Origin of the sequence: Cronobacter sp. HA18006 (assembly GCF_011605445.1) — a bacterium.
Lineage (GTDB): Bacteria > Pseudomonadota > Gammaproteobacteria > Enterobacterales > Enterobacteriaceae > Cronobacter > Cronobacter sakazakii.
The window spans coordinates 97041-112623 of sequence record NZ_JAANQB010000020.1 but is presented as its reverse complement, the minus strand read 5'-3'; the positions used below and the strand labels follow the sequence as shown (position 1 = coordinate 112623).

The following is a 15583-nucleotide window of genomic DNA, read 5'->3' as shown; positions in this document are numbered from 1 at the left end:
CCCACAAAACTGCAGGGCCTCCTGGAACCATCATGACTTATCAGAACGACGATTTACGTATTAATGGCATCAATGAGTTACTCCCACCTGTCGCACTCCTGGAAAAATTTCCCGCTACTGAAAAGGCTGCCGAGACGGTTTCTGCGGCGCGCCAGGCGATTCATCAGATTTTGCATGGCGACGACGATCGTCTGCTGGTGGTGATTGGCCCCTGTTCTATTCACGACCCGATGGCGGCGAAGGAGTATGCCTCGCGTCTGCTGCCGCTGCGTAAGGCGTTAAAGAATGAGCTGGAAATCGTTATGCGCGTCTATTTTGAGAAGCCGCGCACCACGGTAGGCTGGAAGGGGCTTATCAACGATCCGCACATGGATAACAGTTTTCAGATTAACGATGGGCTGAAGATTGCGCGTAAATTACTGCTGGATATCAATGACACCGGCCTGCCGGCGGCGGGCGAGTTCCTGGATATGATTACGCCGCAGTATCTGGCGGATTTAATGAGCTGGGGCGCTATCGGCGCGCGTACCACCGAATCCCAGGTGCATCGCGAGCTGGCGTCCGGGCTTTCCTGTCCGGTTGGTTTTAAAAACGGCACCGACGGCACCATTAAAGTGGCGATTGACGCTATCAACGCCGCCAGCGCGCCGCACTGTTTCCTGTCGGTCACCAAGTGGGGCCACTCGGCAATCGTTAACACCAGTGGGAACAGCGATTGCCATATCATCCTGCGCGGCGGTAAAACGCCGAACTACAGCGCGGCGCACGTCGCTGAGGTGAAAACCGGTCTTGAGAAAGCGGGCCTGAAGCCGCAGGTGATGATCGATTTCAGCCATGCTAACTCCAGCAAGCAGTTTAAAAAGCAGATGGAGGTCGGCGCGGATGTCTGCGCGCAAATCGCAGGTGGCGAAAGCGCCATCATGGGCGTGATGATTGAAAGCCATCTGGTGGAAGGCAATCAGAGCCTTGAGAGCGGTGAGCCGCTGGTGTATGGCAAGAGCGTGACCGACGCCTGCATCGGCTGGGAAGATACCGACGCCATCCTGCATCAGCTTGCCGAGGCCGTGAAAGCGCGTCGCAGATAAATTCGTGTTGGTGGGTGCGCTAACGCTTACCCACACTACAGACTTCTCGCACCGTAGTAGGGCGGGTAAGCAAAGCGCACCCGCCATGCCACGTGAAACGCCTTATGCCGTAGGACGGGTAAGCAAAGCGCACCCGTCATGCCACGCGAAACGCCTTATGCCGTAGGGCGGGTAAGCGCAGCGCACCCGCCATATCTGTCTCACGCACTCGCCATGCTAACCCGCTATCACGCCCCAATAAAAAAGGCGTGGTCTTCACCACGCCTTTTGCACATCTTACGGTTGCGAATTACTTCGCTTTACCCTGGTTTGCGACAGCCGCCGCTTTCGCTGCGATCTCGTCAGCGTTACCCAGATAGTAGTGCTTAATCGGTTTGAAGTTTTCGTCGAACTCATACACCAGCGGCACGCCGGTCGGGATATTCAGCTCAAGGATCTCTTCTTCGCTCATGTTATCCAGGTATTTCACCAGCGCGCGCAGGGAGTTACCGTGAGCGGCGATAATTACGCGCTCACCGCTTTTCAGGCGCGGCAGAATGGTTTCATTCCAGTAAGGGATAACGCGATCGATGGTCAGCGCCAGGCTCTCAGTCAGCGGCAGTTCCTGCTCGCTCAGTTTCGCATAACGCGGATCGTGGCCCGGATAGCGCTCGTCATCTTTGGTCAGCGCCGGCGGAGTCACCGCGAAGCCGCGACGCCACTGTTTCACCTGCTCGTCACCGTATTTTTCAGCGGTTTCAGCTTTGTTCAGACCCTGCAGCGCGCCGTAGTGACGCTCGTTCAGTTTCCAGGATTTTTCAACCGGCAGCCAGGCCTGATCCAGCCCGTCCAGGATGTTCCACAGCGTGTGGATGGCACGTTTCAGCACGGAGGTATAAGCAAAGTCAAAGCTGTAGCCTTCGTCTTTCAGCAGCTTGCCTGCGGCTTTCGCTTCGCTGACGCCTTTCTCAGACAGGTCAACGTCGTACCAACCGGTAAAGCGGTTTTCGTTGTTCCACTGGCTTTCGCCGTGACGAACCAGAACCAGCTTAGTAACAGCCATAGTATTACTCCTTCATAAGCCTGATTGAATGATAACAGTTATCATTATATTGCCGTGTTGAAGTTAGCGGCAACGTAAACCTTTAACATAGCGAAAATAGCGGTGCAGTGTAAGGCGCATGTGAATCGGCCGTGATTTTTTTGTCAGTAACTGGCGGTAATAACAGCAAAATGGCGAAAAAAAGCCCTCTTTGAAGAGGGCTTTGCGTTACTGAGGAATAAAGTGGTACTGCGTGATGCTCTGGTATTCCTGGTCCGGGCGCAGAATGCAGTCCGGCTGCGGCCATTCCGGGTGATTAGGGCTGTCCGGCAGAAATTCGCTCTCCAGCGCCAGCCCTTGCCAGGCGCTGTACGTACCCTGTTCGCGCGCAGGCGTGCCTTCCAGATAGTTGCCAGAGTAGAACTGCAACGCAGGGGCGGTGGTATAGACCGTCATTTTGAGCTTTTCATCGCTCGACCAGACATGCGCCGCCGGCTGATTCACATCGCCTTTCGCGTCCAGCAGCCAGGCGTGGTCATAGCCTTTCACGCGCTGCTGGCCTTCGTCTTTCAGGAAATCCTGCGCGATTTTTTTCGGCTCGCGGAAATCAAAACCGGTTCCCGCCACGTCCGCCAGCCCCTCACGCGGAATGCCCTGCTCATCAACCGGCAGATAGCGTTCGGCGAAGAGTTGCAGGCGATGATCGCGCACGTCGTTCTGCTCGCCGTCCAGGTTGAAATAGGCATGGTTCGTGAGGTTGACCGGGCACGGTTTATCCACGCGGGCGCGGTATTCAATGCTGATGCGGTTATCGTCGGTCAGGCGGAAATGCGCGGTGGCGCGCAGCTCGCCAGGATAACCCTGATCGCCATCCTGCGAATCCAGCGTATAAAGCACTTCCTGCCCGTTCTGGCGCACAATGCGCCAGCGGCGTTTATCGAACCCTTCCGGGCCGCCGTGCAGCTGGTTTTCGCCCTGGCTTGGCGTAAGAGAATACGTCTCGCCATCGAGCGTAAAGCGTGACTGCGCGATGCGGTTGGCGTAACGGCCTACCGACGCGCCGAGAAACGCGGTCTGCTCCAGCCAGATTTCCGGGCTCGGACAGCCCAGCAGCGTTTCGCGCACGCTGGCGTCTTTCATCGGGACGCGGGCCGACAGCAGCGTCGCGCCCCAGTCCATCACGGTGACCACCATCCCTGCGGCGTTGCGCAGGGTGGAGATACGATACGGCTGGCCATCCGGGGCCAGTTGTGGCGTCTCTTTTAGCACAGACCTGCTCCTTCTGAAGGTTTGCACACGTAAAACGTTTCTTTAATACCGGTGCGCGCCTCATATTGCGCTTTCACGGCAGCCTGCACTTCCGGCACGAGGGCTTCCGGCACCAGCGCCACGACGCAGCCGCCGAAGCCGCCGCCCGTCATGCGCACGCCGCCTTTGTCACCGATAACCGATTTCACAATTTCCACCAGAGTATCGATCTGCGGAACGGTAATTTCAAAGTCGTCGCGCATGGAGGCGTGAGATTCCGCCATCAGCTCGCCCATGCGGGTCAGATCGCCTTTCGCCAGCGCATCAGCCGCTTCGACGGTGCGGGCGTTTTCAGTCAGCACATGGCGCACACGTTTAGCGACGATCGGGTCAAGCTCATGCGCCACGGCGTTAAACTGATCCAGGCTCACGTCGCGCAGCGCTTTTTGCGTGAAGAAACGCGCGCCGGTTTCGCACTGTTCGCGGCGGGTGTTGTACTCGCTGCCGACCAGCGTACGTTTGAAATTACTGTTGATAATAACGACCGCCACACCCTGCGGCATCGGCACCGCTTTGGTGCCGAGGCTGCGGCAGTCGATAAGCAACGCATGGTCTTTTTTACCGAGCGCGGAGATAAGCTGATCCATGATCCCGCAGTTGCAGCCGACGAACTGGTTTTCTGCTTCCTGACCGTTCAGAGCGATCTGCGCGCCGTCGAGCGAAAGGTGATAGAGGTGGCGGAACACGGTGCCGACCGCCACTTCCAGCGATGCCGAAGAGCTTAAGCCCGCGCCCTGCGGCACATTGCCGCTGATCACCAGATCGGCACCGCCGAAGCCAGGATCGCGCTGTTGCAGATGCTTCACCACGCCGCGCACATAGTTCGACCACTGCTGGCTGTCGTGCGTCAGGATCGGCTCATCGAGAGAAAACTCATCGGTTTCGTTATCGTAATCGGCGGCAACGACGCGCACGCGGCGGTCGTCACGCTTTGCGCAGCTGATCACCGTCTGGTAATCGATAGCGCACGGCAGCACGAAACCGTCGTTATAGTCGGTGTGCTCGCCAATAAGATTAACGCGGCCCGGTGCCTGAATGTGGGTGGTCGCAGGGTAGCCGAATTTTTCGGCAAACAGGGCGTGTGTCTTTTCTTTCAGGCTCATTGTTATTCTCCGGATTCGCGAAAATGGACGTCGCTGACGGCGCGCAGACGCTCTGCCGCCTGTTCGGCGGTTAAATCGCGCTGGGTTTCCGCCAGCATTTCATACCCCACCATAAATTTACGTACCGTGGCGCTGCGCAGCAGCGGCGGGTAGAAGTGGGCGTGAAGCTGCCAGTGCGTGTTCTCTTCACCATTGAACGGCGCGCCGTGCCAGCCCATCGAGTAGGGGAATGAGGTCTGGAACAGGTTGTCGTAGCGGCTGGTGAGTTTTTTCAGCGCCACCGCAAGGCAACTGCGCTGCGCGTCAGTCAGGTCGGTCATGCGCAGAATGTGCGTCTTCGGCAGCAGCAGCGTTTCAAACGGCCAGGCCGCCCAGTATGGCACTACCGCCAGCCAGTGTTCGGTTTCAACTACCGTGCGGCTGCCGTCTGCCAGTTCACGCTGTGCGTAATCCACCAGCATCGGCGAGCCTTGCTGTTCGAAATACTCGCGCTGCAGCCGGTCTTCACGCTCGGCTTCATTCGGCAAAAAGCTGTTAGCCCAGATCTGACCGTGCGGATGCGGGTTGGAGCAGCCCATCGCCGCGCCTTTGTTTTCAAACACCTGTACCCACGGGTAGGTTTTGCCAAGTTCGGCGGTCTGCGTCTGCCAGGTGTTCACCACCTCTTCGAGCGCGGGCAGCGTCAGCTCCGGCAGCGTTTTGCTGTGATCCGGCGAGAAGCAGATCACGCGGCTGGTGCCGCGGGCGCTCTCAAGACGCATCAGCGGATCGGCGCTTTGCGGCGCGTCCGGCGTATCGGTCATCAGCGCGGCGAAATCGTTGGTAAACACATAGGTGCCGGTGTACTGCGGGTTTTTATCCCCGGTAACACGGGTGTTGCCGGGGCAGAGAAAACAATCGGGATCGTGCTGCGGCAGCGTCTGTTTCGCAGGCGTTTCCTGCGCCCCCTGCCAGGGGCGCTTGGCGCGATGCGGCGAAACCAGAATCCATTGTCCGGTCAGCGGGTTATAACGACGGTGCGGATGATCCACGGGGTTAAACTGTTCCATCTGACTTCCTTTAATCGGGATAACCTTGGGGATGACGTGACTGCCAGCGCCAGGTGTCGTCCGCCATTTCCTGTAATGAACGCGTCACGCGCCAGTTCAGATCCTGGTCTGCTTTGGTGGCGTCCGCCCAGTACGCGGGCAGGTCGCCGTCGCGGCGCGGCGCGAAGTGATAATTGATAGGCTTGCCGCAGGCTTTGCTGAACGCGTTCACGACATCCAGCACGCTGCTGCCGACGCCCGCGCCGAGGTTGTAGATATGCACGCCCGGCTTGTCGGCCAGTTGTTGCATTGCGGCCACGTGGCCGTCGGCAAGATCCATCACGTGGATATAGTCGCGCACGCCGGTGCCGTCTTTGGTCGGGTAATCATTACCGAAAACCGCCAGCGATTCGCGACGACCCACCGCCACCTGCGCGATATACGGCATCAGGTTATTCGGGATGCCTTGCGGATCTTCGCCCATATCGCCCGACGGATGCGCGCCGACCGGGTTGAAATAACGCAGCAGCGCGATGCTCCACTCCGGGCAGGCTTTTTGCAGGTCGGTCAGGATCTGCTCGACCATCAGCTTGCTTTTGCCATACGGGCTTTGCGGCGTGCCGGTCGGGAAACTTTCGACATAAGGGATTTTCGGCTGGTCGCCGTAAACGGTCGCGGAGGAGCTGAAAATAAAATTGGTAACGCCCGCGGCGCGCATCGCAGAGATCAGGCGCAGCGTACCGTTGACGTTGTTGTCGTAATACTCAAGCGGTTTCGCGACGGATTCGCCGACCGCCTTCAGACCGGCGAAATGGATCACCGTGTCGATGGCGTAGTCGTGGAAAATCTCGCGCAGCAGCGCTTCATCGCGGATATCGCCATCGATAAACGTCGCGGCTTTACCGCCCAGACGCTCAATCACCGGCAGAACGCTGCGCTTACTGTTGCAGAGGTTATCAAGGATGACCACATCATGATTGTTTTGCAGCAGTTGCACACAGGTATGACTTCCGATGTAACCGCTACCACCCGTTACCAGAACTCGCATATTTGGCTCCATTACGCTTATGGTATGTATTAACCATAGCATAACAGAGCGCTAAAAAGTGTGACATGGGATAAATTAGTGGAATCGTTTACACTGCTTTTCACTCCGTTAGCTGACAACGCTAAGCCATTGTAAAACAAAACGCGAAGCGCGCATTTGCAGCTAATCTGAAAGTGAAAGCGGGGAGTATGGGCCGGAAAACGTCCGGCCCGTCTGAATGCGCTGTGTTAACGCAGCGTATCGAACTGATAACGATAGCTGTCGCCGTCAGGAATGAAGGTTAAACGGTGGGTCATGCACTGCGGCGCGTCTTCGGCGTGGTGCGAGACAAACAGCAACTGCGTTTCGCCTTCGCTAATCAACACATCCACAAAACGGCGCACCAGCTGGCGGTTCAGCGGGTCGAGCCCCTGCAACGGTTCATCAAGGATAAGCAGCGTCGGGTGTTTCACCAGCGCGCGTACAATCAGCGCCAGCCGCTGCTGACCCCAGGAGAGGCTGTGAAACGGCGCGTCGGCGGTGGCGTCGTCCATGCCGAGAATATCGAGCCACTCGCGCGTCAGCTGCTGCTGGCGGTCCGAGACGGCCTGATAAATCCCGATGGAGTCGAAATAACCGGAAAGGATCACGCTGCGCACCGAGGCACTGACGCGGTAATCAAGATGCAAACTGCTGCTCACATAACCGATATGCTTTTTGATATCCCAGATGGTTTCGCCGCTGCCGCGACGACGGCCAAAGAGCGTAAGGTCATTGCTGTAGCCCTGCGGATGATCGCCTGTCACCAGACTTAAGAGCGTCGATTTCCCCGCGCCGTTGGGGCCGACAATCTGCCAGTGTTCGCCGGGGTTGACCGTCCAGCTCAGGTTGTTAAGGACAGGGCGATCGTTGTACGAAACCACGCCGTTTCGCAGCACAATGCGCGGCTCGCTGGCATTGAGCGTGTGGCGCGCCGCGGGGGCGTCCGCCTCCGGCAGTTTCACGCCGGATAATCGCTCGCTGTGGGCCAACTGCGCCACCAGCGCCTGGTTCAGCAGTGTGGCTTTATCGCCCGTCTCCACCAGCGTGCAGTCCGCCACTACGCCTGCGTGCTGCACAAAATCGGGAATTTCATCAAAGCGGTTCAGGATCAGCACCAGCGTCAGGCCTTGCGCGCTCAGCTCGCCAAGCAGCTGCGCGAGCTGTTCGCGTGAGGCGACGTCGAGGCCGTCAAACGGCTCATCGAGGATCAATAAATCGGGCTGCGACATCAGCGCCTGACAGAGCAGCGTTTTGCGGGTTTCGCCGGTGGAGAGATATTTAAAGCGCCGCGCCAGCAGCGCATCGATGCCGAAGCGCGCCGCGAGTGCTGCACATCGCGCCGGATCATGGATTTCATCCTGAATAATCTGCGCGGTGGTGCGCCCGGTGTCGTCTTCGTCGGGGCTCAGCATATCGGTGTTATTGCGCTGCCACTCGGCGCTGACCAGCTTTTGCAGCTGTTCAAACGAGAGCAGGGCGATGCGGGAGAAGTGACAAACGCGCTCGCCTTTCTCTGTGGTGAGCTCGCCCGCCAGCGCCCGCGCGAGGGACGATTTGCCGCTGCCGTTAGCGCCGACAAACGCCCAGCTTTCGCCTGCGTGGACAGTCAGATCCTCAATATGAAGCGCGCGCGTATCGCTAATGCGAAACGTGCCTTGCATAATTTGCAACGTTGTCATCCCGTATCCCATTTTTTGCAGCGTAAAACCACAGGGATACGTTTTTCACGGCGCAATGTCAACGACGCGCGTTAACAGAGGGTGGCGAGGATCACGCTGTCGGCGTTAAACCAGGCCGTCACCGCCAGGCCTTCCTGCGGGTCTAACGCCTGCGCGGCTTCCGGCGTCAGCGTGGCGCAGAGCGTCTGGCCGTCATTAAGCGTCAGGAGAATTTCGCAGTGCTGCGGGGTACGGGCGATATGGCTGATGGTGCCGGCGAGCTGGTTATCGGCGTGAGCGGCCTCCTGCGGATCGCGGGCGAGATGCACCCACGGCGCTTTGACGAGCGCCAGCACCTCTTTACCCGGCGAAAGCGCCAGCCGCTCGGCGCTCTGCGTGGTGACCGCGGCGTTGATTCGCGTGCCGCTCCCGGCGAGTGCAATCTCAATAGTTTCCTGAACCGGGCAGGCGTCGCGGCTGACGACTTCGCCGAACCACTGGTTACGGGCGCTGGTTTGCAGCGAGAAGCGGGCGATGGCGGCCAGCAGGCTGTCCAGCGGCAGCGCGTCGTCAGAAAGCGCGTCAAACGCCTTTTGCTGGATCTGCCCCAGCAGATCGTAGAGCGCGATAAGCCGCTCACCGTAAGGCGTCACCTGCGCACCGCCGCCACCTTTACCGCCGGTGGCGCGTTCCACCAGCAGTTTATCACCAAGCTGATTCATCTCATTGATGGCGTCCCACGCGCTTTTATAGCTGATGCCCGCGAGCTTCGCGCCCTGGCTGATAGAGCCCGTCAGCGCCACCTGTTTCAGCAGGTTGATACGCCGTGGGTCGGCAAAAATTTTGTCGTGCAGTTTAAGCGTAAGGAGAATATCGGCCTGCATGGTGGCCTCCAGCCGGGCAAAAGGCTATTGTGAAGGAAAGCGGCGGGTCGGCGCAAATGGCACAAAAGGGCAGGATGTTTCGCGCGGATCCCGCTAGAATGACGGTTTACTGTTTTCAGGAGGCAACCATGTTCGAGTTGTTGAAAAGTCTGGCATTTGCCGTGATTATGGTGCCGGTGGTGATGGCCGTGATCCTGGGGTTAATCTGGGGCCTCGGTGAAGTGTTCAATATCTTCTCCGGCATCGGTCACAAAGACCAGTCTAAACAGCACCGCTGATTCCCCCCGCGCCCGGCTTTGCCGGGCGTTTTCCTTTCTCTACCCTCAAGCCGCCGTTTTTTTTGCCGATAGATAATTGCTGGGAAAACCCTGCCCACAGCGTTATATTGTCTTATATATAACGAAACGGTAAGGAATGTCTCATGGCACAATTATGGTTAAAACTGGCGCTCGGCGTCACCTTAAGCGCGGGCGCGGTGGGCGCTTCTCTGGCGCAGGACAACACGGTCACCGTGTTCGCCGCCGCGTCGCTGACCAACGCGCTGCAGGATATCGCTAAAGACTATGCCAAAGGGCATCAGGTGAAAGTGGTCTCGTCGTTCGCGTCCTCTTCCACGCTCGCACGCCAGATTGAAGCGGGGGCGCCGGCGGATATTTTTATCTCCGCCGATCAGAAGTGGATGGATTACGCCGCCGATAAAAAAGCGATTGACGCGCCGAGCCGTAAAACGCTGCTCGGCAATAGTCTTGTGGTGGTGGCAGCGGCGAAAAGCACGCAGGGCGATATCGTGATTAACCGCAGCACCGACTGGAAAAGCCTGCTGAAAGGCGGCCGTCTGGCGGTGGGCGATCCGGCGCACGTGCCTGCCGGAATTTACGCCAAAGAGGCATTGCAAAAACTCGGCGCGTGGGAGACGCTCTCCGCACAGCTTGCGCCTGCGGAAGATGTGCGCGGCGCGCTGGCGCTGGTGGAGCGCGACGAAGCGCCGCTGGGCATCGTGTATGGTTCTGACGCCGTGGCGAGCCACGGTGTGAAAGTGGTTGGCACCTTCCCGGAGGATTCCCATCAGAAAGTGGAATATCCGCTGGCGATCATCGACGGGCATAACAACCCGACGGTCAGCGCGTTTTACCGCTATCTGCAGGGCCCGGAAGCTGCCGCAGTGTTTAAACGATACGGATTTACAACCAGCCAATGATGTTGACGGAACCCGAATGGCAGGCGGTACTGCTTAGCCTGAAAGTCTCTACGCTTGCGGTACTTATCAGTTTGCCCTTCGGGGTTCTTCTCGCCTGGGTGCTGGTGCGCTGCACCTTCCCGGGCAAAACGCTGCTGGACGGCGTGGTTCATCTGCCGCTGGTGCTGCCGCCCGTGGTGGTCGGTTATCTGCTGCTGGTGGTGTTTGGCCGCCGCGGTCTGATAGGCGAATGGCTCTACGATCTCTTTGGCATCACGCTCGCGTTTACCTGGCGCGGAGCTGTGCTCGCCTCGGCGGTAATGGCGTTTCCGTTGATGGTGCGCGCCATTCGCCTGGCGCTGGAGGCGGTGGATATTCGTCTCGAGGCGGCGGCACGCACGCTGGGTGCCAGCCGCTGGCGTGTTTTTTTCACTATCACGCTGCCGCTGACGCTGCCGGGCATTATCGTCGGCACCGTGCTGGCCTTTGCGCGTTCGCTCGGCGAATTCGGCGCTACCATTACCTTTGTTTCCAATATTCCGGGCGAAACCCGCACGCTGCCGTCGGCGATGTATACGCTTATCCAGACGCCGGGCGGCGAGGGCGCCGCTGCGCGCCTGTGCGTTATCGCCATTGTGCTGGCACTCTGTTCGCTGATGTTTTCTGAATGGCTGGCGCGCCAGAGCCGCCGCCGTCTGGGGGCGTCCTGATGCTGGAACTCAATTTCACCCAAGTGCTCGGCAAGCATCGCCTGACGGTTAACGAAACTCTGCCGGGGAGCGGCATTACCGCCGTGTTTGGCGTGTCGGGCGCGGGCAAAACCTCGCTGATTAACGCGATAAGCGGACTGACCCGCCCGCAGCACGGACGCATTGTGTTAAACGATCGCGTGCTGAGCGACACCGAAACCGACACTTTTCTGCCGCCCGAGAAACGCCGCGTCGGCTATGTCTTTCAGGATGCGCGCCTCTTTCCGCACTATAAAGTGCGCGGCAACCTGAAATATGGCATGGCGAAAGAGATGGCGTCGCAGTTTGACAAACTGGTGACGCTGCTTGGCATTGAGCCACTGCTCGATCGCTTGCCGGGGACGCTTTCGGGCGGTGAAAAACAGCGCGTGGCGATTGGCCGCGCGCTGCTGACGGCGCCGGAATTGCTGCTGCTTGACGAACCGCTCGCCTCGCTCGACGTGCCGCGCAAGCGCGAACTGTTGCCGTACCTGCAACGGCTGGCGCGCGAAATCAATATCCCGATGCTCTACGTCAGCCATTCGCTGGAGGAGATCCTGCATCTGGCCGATAAAGTGCTGGTGCTGGAGCAGGGCGAGGTGAAAGCGTTCGGCAGCCTGGAGGATATCTGGGGCAGCAGCGTGATGCACCCCTGGCTGCCGCCCGAGCAGCAGAGCAGCGTGCTGAAAGTCACGGTGCTTGAGCATCATCCGCACTACGCGATGACGGCGCTGGCGCTGGGCGATCAGCACCTGTGGGTTAACCGTATCGAAAAACCGCTCCAGACGGCGCTGCGCATTCGCATTCAGGCGTCTGACGTGTCGCTGGTGCTACAGCCGCCGCTGCAAAGCAGCATCCGCAACATTCTGCGCGCCCGCGTCGCGCAGTGTTACGACGACAACGGGCAGGTGGAAGTGCAACTGGAGGTGGGCTCGCGCACCCTCTGGGCGCGCATCAGCCCGTGGGCGCGCGATGAGCTGGCCATCAAGCCTGGCCTGTGGCTCTACGCCCAGATAAAAAGCGTGTCGATAACGACTTAAAGCACCCACTGACGCAGCGCGTCGGCAATGCTGGCCTCGCTATTGGGGCCAATGACTTTGTCGGCGTGCGATTTCACGATGTCGTCGGCGTTGCCCATGGCGATGCCAAGCCCCGCGCGCTCCAGCATGGAAATGTCGTTATGGTTATCCCCGAACGCCACCACCTGATCCATCGATAATCCCTGCGATTCCACCCACTGCGCCAGGCGTTTGCCTTTGCTGTTGCCGGGGGCGGCCACATCCACCTGATCGTGCCATGACCACTCGCAGGCGAGGCCCAGCTCGCGCTCAATGGTCAGCGCGAGGTTTTGCAGGCGCGGAATGTCTTCTCCGGTGAGCGCGAATTTCCAGATATTTTCCACCGAGCGGGCCGCTTCGCGCAGCGAATCAACCTGACGGAACACCGGGCGCTGCGCTTCGGGCAGGCGCAGCGCCCAGTTCTGAGTGCGCTCGATATGGCCGCAGGCGTGTTCATACAGCATCGCGTCATCCATATACATCAGCGCCGGAATCCCCGCGTCGCTCAGTAATTCCAGCAGCCTTTCAGCCTGTTGCGGGCTCATTGGATCGGCCGTAATGACCTTTTCCGCTTGATAATCATACAAATAAGTGCCATTACAACAAATGGCAGGTGTATCGAGCGCCAGTGCCTGATAAAAAGGGTGGATGGCATTATGGTGGCGCCCGGTGACGATCACCGGTTTCAGCCCGGCGGCTTTCGCGCGCGCCAGCGCATCGAGGGATTCCGGGAGGATGGTTTTTTGAGCGGTTAACAATGTGCCGTCTAAGTCGAGAGCGATTACGCGAAAAGTCATGCAGGTTTCCAGAGTCGTCAGTCAGAATATTCGGTTGATGGTACACCGCGACAGACATCGCGCGAAACCCGCAAGGCCTGCGTCGGCACAGGAAGATAAAACGCGCTACCCTTGAAACAGTCTTTCAGGCTCAGTGAAGCAAGGAGTATTCATGAAACAAACCGTTTATACCGCAAGCCCGGAGAGCCAGCAGATCCACGTCTGGCGTCTGGAGCCGCAGGGCACGCTGACGCTATTGCAGGTGGTGGATGCGCCAGGGCAGGTTCAGCCGATGGTCATCAGCCCTGACAAGCGTTTCCTGTACGTTGGCGTGCGCCCGGAGTTTCGCGTTATCGCGTATCGCATCGCCGCCCATGACGGCACGCTCAGCGAGGCGGGCGAAGCGCCGCTGCCGGGCAGCCCGACGCATATTTCGACCGATCATACCGGCCGTTTTCTGTTCAGCGGCTCCTATAACGCGGGCAGTGTAAGCGTGGTGCGCCTGAACGATGGCCTGCCGGGCGAGACTGTCACGGTGGTAGAAGGGCTGGAAGGCTGCCACTCGGCGAATATCTCTCCGGATAACCGCACGCTGTGGGTGCCTGCGCTGAAGCAGGATCGCATCTGCCTGTTCACGTTGACCGACGATGGCCACCTTGAGTCGCAAACGCCAGCGGAAGTCACCACCGTCGCGGGTGCCGGGCCGCGCCATATGGTCTTCCACCCGAGCAAACCGTTTGCCTACTGTGTGAATGAGCTGAACAGCTCGGTGGATGTGTGGGCGCTGAGCGATCCGCACGGCAATATCGAATGCGTACAGACGCTGGATATGATGCCGGCCGATTTCTCCGACACCCGCTGGGCGGCGGATATTCACATTACGCCGGATGGCCGTCATCTCTACGCCTGCGATCGCACCGCCAGCGTCATTACGGTCTTCACCGTTTCTGAAGATGGCAGCGTCCTGGCGGTGCAGGGGCACCAGCCAACCGAAACCCAGCCGCGCGGTTTTAACATCGACAACAGCGGGCAGTATCTGATTGCCGCCGGCCAGAAATCGCATCACATTGCGGTTTACGGCATTGAAGGCGAACAGGGGCTGCTCGCGGAGAAAGGCCGTTACGCGGTAGGCCAGGGGCCGATGTGGGTCGTGATTAACGCCTTCGATGCGTAAAAATAAAAAACCTCGCCGCGGCGAGGTTTTTTATGGGCGGTGGTGAGCCACCCTGCACGTCTGTTGTTCTCAACGCCCTTATCATACGGGCCGTAACCGTCAGGCGATTGCCTTACGTCAACAAACGGGCAAAGAAAAAGGGGGATTGCTCCCCCTTTTTTCTGATGCCTGACAGATGCCGTGCGATTACGTTTTCGGTTCGGCAACCACTTTGCTGCCCAGCCCGCGGTTGTTGTATTCCCACAGACGGTTGGCGTTCGCGTCGTTCAGATCGCGCTGGATATTGCCTTTGTCGTCCTGCGCGCCGGTGTTGCCGGTGAACGGACGCTGTGAGCCCAGCGCCGGGCCCCACGGCTGCGCGGTGTTGAAGCCGGCGTCAATCACGCTGTCGCGGATAACAACCTGACCGTTTGGCGTCTGGCCTGGGGTATAACCGTTGGCGCTCGCGTCCATATCCCATGCGCGGCCAAGCTGCGCCACGCCTTCACCGGCCGCGACAAAGCGGCTGTTCACGGCGAGGAAGCCGTAATAGAAGTTCGGCATGGTCGCTGGCGCAAACACATAACCTTCTTTCTGGGTACGGGTGTTCACTACGCGGAATTCGGTGTTATCAAACACCACCGCGCCGCGGCCCGCGACCAGATCCACATCGCCTTCCACGTAGCTGTTCGTCACCTGCGTGCGGGTGAGACGATCCGGCGTGAAGCGGTTGCGGATATCGCTGTTGGTCACCAGGAACGGATTCTGGCGGCCCAGAACATTCACTTTGTTGATCTGCACGCGGTCGCCGTCGGTGCGCAGCGCGACAGCCTGGTGCTGACCTTCGCCCGCGGCGTCGCCGAGGCTGTTTTCAATGGTCAGGTTTTGCAGTTGCAGGCCATTATTCTGCGACCAGAACACCGCGGAGCACATCAGGCCGACACTGCCGTTGCGGCGGTTCTGGCAGTTATCGAACATATACCAGGCCGGTTTGCCGGGCATATATTTGCCGGACGGGTTCACGGTACGACGCCAGGTGTTGGCATCCATTTCGCTGTCCAGCGCGGCGCTGATTTTCACATCCAGCGGTTTTTCGCCGGTGCCGTAAATCGTCACGCTGCCCGGTGCCGCAGGCACATAAACGGTGCCTTCGTAAGTGCCGGGGAGTACAGCGATGTACTGACGTGCCGTCGCGTGACGCGCAATCGCGGCGTCAACGGCGGCCTGAATGCTGGTGTGGGTCACGCCCTGCTCGCCCGCCTGGCCGACCACGAAGTCCGCTTTTTCAGGCAGTCGAATCGGGGAGGGTGACCACGGCGCGGCATTCGGATCGATATTGGCGAAATAGCGGGCCGGGACGAAATTTTTCGCTTCATCCGCAGACAGCACCGGGCGAGCCGACGTACCCGGCGCGCGTTGTTCAGAAGGACGTTGGTCCGGTGGCGTTGAGCTGCATGCAGTCAGTGTCACGCCAAAAGCGAACGCCAGCGCCAGACGGGAAACCGAAAATGTGTTCAAGGGTTGCTCCTTGCTAA

General features: G+C 59.2%; 15 protein-coding genes. 6 read left to right on the top strand and 9 right to left on the bottom strand.

Going from position 1 to position 15583, the window contains the following annotated elements:
- The first annotated feature begins 32 nt into the window (after positions 1-32).
- Positions 33-1085 (top strand): 3-deoxy-7-phosphoheptulonate synthase AroG, encoded by a 1053-nt coding sequence (gene aroG / locus G9X48_RS09575; protein WP_097640667.1) that lies wholly within the window; start codon positions 33-35, stop codon positions 1083-1085.
- A 289-nt stretch (positions 1086-1374) separates the two neighbouring features.
- Here aroG and gpmA read toward each other — a convergent pair whose 3' ends face one another.
- The 7 genes from gpmA to modE all read right to left on the bottom strand — a co-directional run bounded on the left by gpmA (position 1375) and on the right by modE (position 9156).
- Positions 1375-2127: a 2,3-diphosphoglycerate-dependent phosphoglycerate mutase gene (gene gpmA, locus G9X48_RS09570; protein ID WP_004386744.1), complete on the bottom strand. Its 753-nt coding sequence runs from the start codon at positions 2125-2127 to the stop codon at positions 1375-1377.
- Between the two features lie 207 nt (positions 2128-2334).
- Positions 2335-3375: a galactose-1-epimerase gene (gene galM, locus G9X48_RS09565; protein ID WP_004386743.1), complete on the bottom strand. Its 1041-nt coding sequence runs from the start codon at positions 3373-3375 to the stop codon at positions 2335-2337.
- A complete protein-coding gene (gene galK / locus G9X48_RS09560; protein ID WP_014729292.1) occupies positions 3369-4517 on the bottom strand; it encodes a galactokinase in 1149 nt (382 codons plus the stop codon). The genes galM and galK overlap by 7 nt, the downstream gene beginning before the upstream one ends.
- Before the next feature lie 2 nt (positions 4518-4519).
- Positions 4520-5566 carry a galactose-1-phosphate uridylyltransferase gene (galT, locus tag G9X48_RS09555; RefSeq protein WP_015386877.1) on the bottom strand — a complete coding sequence of 349 codons (1047 nt, stop codon included), beginning with the start codon at positions 5564-5566 and terminating at the stop codon, positions 4520-4522.
- Positions 5567-5576: 10 nt separating this feature from the next.
- Positions 5577-6593 carry a UDP-glucose 4-epimerase GalE gene (gene galE / locus G9X48_RS09550; RefSeq protein WP_032983216.1) on the bottom strand — a complete coding sequence of 339 codons (1017 nt, stop codon included), beginning with the start codon at positions 6591-6593 and terminating at the stop codon, positions 5577-5579.
- Positions 6594-6820: 227 nt separating this feature from the next.
- A complete protein-coding gene (gene modF / locus G9X48_RS09545) occupies positions 6821-8293 on the bottom strand; it encodes a molybdate ABC transporter ATP-binding protein ModF (RefSeq protein WP_097640668.1) in 1473 nt (490 codons plus the stop codon).
- A 71-nt stretch (positions 8294-8364) separates the two neighbouring features.
- Positions 8365-9156: a molybdenum-dependent transcriptional regulator gene (gene modE, locus G9X48_RS09540; RefSeq protein WP_097640669.1), complete on the bottom strand. Its 792-nt coding sequence runs from the start codon at positions 9154-9156 to the stop codon at positions 8365-8367.
- A 128-nt stretch (positions 9157-9284) separates the two neighbouring features.
- Between modE and G9X48_RS09535 the strand changes: the two genes are divergently transcribed.
- From G9X48_RS09535 to modC, 4 genes are all read left to right on the top strand, one after another.
- Entirely contained in the window at positions 9285-9434 is a 150-nt protein-coding gene (locus tag G9X48_RS09535) for an AcrZ family multidrug efflux pump-associated protein (protein ID WP_004386739.1), read from the top strand.
- Positions 9435-9577: 143 nt separating this feature from the next.
- A complete protein-coding gene (gene modA / locus G9X48_RS09530) occupies positions 9578-10354 on the top strand; it encodes a molybdate ABC transporter substrate-binding protein (protein WP_097640670.1) in 777 nt (258 codons plus the stop codon).
- Positions 10351-11043, top strand: coding sequence for a molybdate ABC transporter permease subunit (gene modB, locus G9X48_RS09525; protein WP_069683218.1), 693 nt, complete (start codon positions 10351-10353; stop codon positions 11041-11043). Before modA ends, modB begins: the two co-directional genes overlap by 4 nt.
- The gene (gene modC / locus G9X48_RS09520) at positions 11043-12101 is read left to right on the top strand and encodes a molybdenum ABC transporter ATP-binding protein ModC (protein ID WP_004386736.1); all 1059 of its coding nucleotides are present in this window, start codon (positions 11043-11045) and stop codon (positions 12099-12101) included. Before modB ends, modC begins: the two co-directional genes overlap by 1 nt.
- On the opposite strand, the gene G9X48_RS09515 is transcribed toward modC, so the two are convergent.
- Positions 12098-12916: a pyridoxal phosphatase gene (locus G9X48_RS09515; RefSeq protein ID WP_088275420.1), complete on the bottom strand. Its 819-nt coding sequence runs from the start codon at positions 12914-12916 to the stop codon at positions 12098-12100. The two genes, modC and G9X48_RS09515, sit on opposite strands and share 4 nt — an antisense overlap.
- 151 nt (positions 12917-13067) lie before the next feature.
- Between G9X48_RS09515 and pgl the strand changes: the two genes are divergently transcribed.
- Positions 13068-14069: a 6-phosphogluconolactonase gene (gene pgl / locus G9X48_RS09510; RefSeq protein ID WP_004386734.1), complete on the top strand. Its 1002-nt coding sequence runs from the start codon at positions 13068-13070 to the stop codon at positions 14067-14069.
- Positions 14070-14255: 186 nt separating this feature from the next.
- Here pgl and G9X48_RS09505 read toward each other — a convergent pair whose 3' ends face one another.
- Positions 14256-15566 carry a putative acyl-CoA thioester hydrolase gene (locus G9X48_RS09505; RefSeq protein ID WP_097640671.1) on the bottom strand — a complete coding sequence of 437 codons (1311 nt, stop codon included), beginning with the start codon at positions 15564-15566 and terminating at the stop codon, positions 14256-14258.
- Positions 15567-15583: the final 17 nt, after the last annotated feature.

Coding starts and splice junctions, on each gene's coding strand:
- aroG (WP_097640667.1), top strand. CDS start 33: ATGACTTATCAGAACGACGATTTACGTATTAATGGCATCAATGAGTTA.
- gpmA (WP_004386744.1), bottom strand. CDS start 2,127: ATGGCTGTTACTAAGCTGGTTCTGGTTCGTCACGGCGAAAGCCAGTGG.
- galK (WP_014729292.1), bottom strand. CDS start 4,517: ATGAGCCTGAAAGAAAAGACACACGCCCTGTTTGCCGAAAAATTCGGC.
- galT (WP_015386877.1), bottom strand. CDS start 5,566: ATGGAACAGTTTAACCCCGTGGATCATCCGCACCGTCGTTATAACCCG.
- galE (WP_032983216.1), bottom strand. CDS start 6,593: ATGCGAGTTCTGGTAACGGGTGGTAGCGGTTACATCGGAAGTCATACC.
- modF (WP_097640668.1), bottom strand. CDS start 8,293: ATGACAACGTTGCAAATTATGCAAGGCACGTTTCGCATTAGCGATACG.
- modE (WP_097640669.1), bottom strand. CDS start 9,156: ATGCAGGCCGATATTCTCCTTACGCTTAAACTGCACGACAAAATTTTT.
- G9X48_RS09535 (WP_004386739.1), top strand. CDS start 9,285: ATGTTCGAGTTGTTGAAAAGTCTGGCATTTGCCGTGATTATGGTGCCG.
- modA (WP_097640670.1), top strand. CDS start 9,578: ATGGCACAATTATGGTTAAAACTGGCGCTCGGCGTCACCTTAAGCGCG.
- modB (WP_069683218.1), top strand. CDS start 10,351: ATGATGTTGACGGAACCCGAATGGCAGGCGGTACTGCTTAGCCTGAAA.
- modC (WP_004386736.1), top strand. CDS start 11,043: ATGCTGGAACTCAATTTCACCCAAGTGCTCGGCAAGCATCGCCTGACG.
- G9X48_RS09515 (WP_088275420.1), bottom strand. CDS start 12,916: ATGACTTTTCGCGTAATCGCTCTCGACTTAGACGGCACATTGTTAACC.
- pgl (WP_004386734.1), top strand. CDS start 13,068: ATGAAACAAACCGTTTATACCGCAAGCCCGGAGAGCCAGCAGATCCAC.